Source organism: Marinobacter sp. bablab_jr003 (assembly GCF_016464245.1).
Classification (GTDB): domain Bacteria; phylum Pseudomonadota; class Gammaproteobacteria; order Pseudomonadales; family Oleiphilaceae; genus Marinobacter; species Marinobacter vinifirmus.
This window is the reverse complement of record NZ_JADARC010000098.1, coordinates 1-2,042: the sequence shown is the minus strand read 5'-3', so window position 1 is coordinate 2,042 and position 2,042 is coordinate 1. Positions and strand designations below refer to the sequence as shown.

Below are 2,042 nucleotides of genomic sequence, written 5' to 3'. Positions count from 1 at the left end.
TGCGTAAACCGCTGAAGGTTGCCACCCATTCCACGTGAAGCCTGCCACCCGGACCGGAGCAAGGCTGCCACCCATCGGAGCGTAGCGACGCGGGGTTTCTCTTCTTACTCCGAAGTCTCAGTGCCCGTCAACTTTGCCTGCTGTTTTCGCATGGATTCGCCCCGCAGATTGATCTTGTAGGCGTTGTGTACGAGCCGGTCCAGGATGGCATCTGCCAGAGTGGCGTCACCGATGATGCCGTGCCATTCCTCGATGGGTAATTGGCTAGTGGCGATGGTGGAGCGCCGGCCATGTCGGTCTTCCAGCACCTCCAGCAAGTCCCGCCGGTTCTCCGCGCTCAGCTTCATCAGCCCCCAGTCATCCAGGATCAGCACGTCGACCTTGGCCAGGCTGGTCAGGAGCTTTGAGTATTGGCCATCGCCCTTGGCGATGGTCAGCTCTCGTAGCAGCCGGGTCAGGCGGACGTACTGGGCGGTGTAACCCTCCCGGCAGGCCTTGTGTGCCAGAGCACAGGCCAACCAGGTTTTCCCGACGCCAGTCGGGCCGGTGATGAGCACGTTCAGGTGTTCCTTCACCCACTGGCAGCTGGCCAGACTCTGGACAAGCCCTTTATCCAGGCCGCGTGAGTTCCGGTAATCAATGTCTTCGAGGATGGCGGCGTGTCGCAGCTTGGCCCGGCGCAGGCGGCTGCTCATGCGTCGGTTGTCCCGTTCCGTCATTTCCCGGTCGACCAGCAGGCCAAGGCGCTCCTCGAAGCTCAGATCGGTAATGTCGGGGGTGGCCGATTGATCCGCCAGGGCGGCGGCCATGCCGGTCAGTTTGAGGGCGTGGAGCTTATCCAGCGTGGGATGTTTCAGCATGTCAGGTTCCTTCAGTGGTAGTAGGCAGGGCCGCGGATGTTGTCGTGTGTGTCGGGTAAGGCCAGTTCTTGTTGCTCTTCCAGGGGCTGCTCATCCAGGCGATGCTTGAGGATGGATTCGATGCTCTTGTATCGGCAACTGCCCAGCATCAGGGCGCGTTGGCAGGCACGTTCTAATCGTGCCTCGCCGTAGCTCTGGCCCAGTCGGAGAATGCCCAGACAGGACCGATAGGCCTGTTGCGGATGCTTTCTTGCCCCCAGCGCGGTACGGATAAGCTTTTCAGTTGCCGGTCCAGTCTTGGCTGCCCAGGCGGTCAGTCGCTCTGGGGTCCACTCGCCGGCTTGGCGATGGGACTCCGGCATGTGAGCGGCGATGGTGCTATGCCGACCCTTCTGATCCGAACGCCGGTGGCTGGCGATCCGGTTGCCCCGGTGGAAGCATTCGATGGTGTTCTGGGTGATCCGGACCTCCACCTCTTTCTTGATCAGGGTGTAGGGCACCGAGTAGTAGTGCCCATCGATGGCCACGTGGTAGTCGATGTGTACCCGGGCTTTTTTCCACTCGGCGTAGACATACGGCTCGGCGGGTAGCGGTTGTAGAACCGGCTGGTCCAGCTGTTTGAAGTGATCAAGCCGGCACCCGGGCAACTTGCGGAAGGGGCGGCTATTGAGCTTCTCCAACAGCTCACGGATGGTGGCGTTGAGCTGCCCCAGGGAGAAGTGCTGACGATGGCGCAGGGCCGCCAGGATCCAGCGCTCAACGATCAATACGCCACCTTCCACCTTGGCCTTGTCACGGGGCTTGCGAACCCGTGTAGGGACAACGGCCACGCCATAATGGCCAGCCATATCCTGATAGGTCGGATTGAGGTCCGGCTCGTAGCGATGGGCCTTGCTGACGCCGGAACGGAGGTTATCCGGAACCACCAGTTCCGGCACGCCGCCCAGGAACTCGAAGGCTCGGATGTGGGAGCCGATCCAGTCCGGCAGGGTCTGGCTCCAGGTGGCCTCGGCGTAGGTGTAATTGGACGCACCCATCACCGCCACAAAGACTTGCGCCTCATGGATCTCACCGGTGGTGCGGTCAATGACGGGCACCGTGTGCCCAGCATAGTCCACGAACAGCTTTTCACCGGCTCGGTGGTCCTGACGCATCACCAGATCCAGCTTGCCCTGCCAGGCC

2 protein-coding genes are annotated in these 2,042 nt (G+C 61.7%); both read right to left on the bottom strand.

The genetic code is table 11. From position 1 onward, the window contains the following. Positions 1 to 104 precede the first annotated feature (104 nt). Positions 105 to 860 (bottom strand): IS21-like element ISSpu5 family helper ATPase IstB, encoded by a 756-nt coding sequence (gene istB / locus H3Z84_RS09385; protein ID WP_008170042.1) that lies wholly within the window; start codon positions 858 to 860, stop codon positions 105 to 107. Positions 861 to 871: 11 nt separating this feature from the next. Next, positions 872 to 2,042, bottom strand: a 1,171-nt coding sequence (istA, locus tag H3Z84_RS09380) for an IS21-like element ISSpu5 family transposase (protein WP_199457275.1), incomplete at its 5' end; no start/stop codon positions are given.

Excerpts from the sequence above, each read along its gene's own strand:
- istB (WP_008170042.1), bottom strand. The coding sequence starts at position 860 with ATGCTGAAACATCCCACGCTGGATAAGCTCCACGCCCTCAAACTGACC.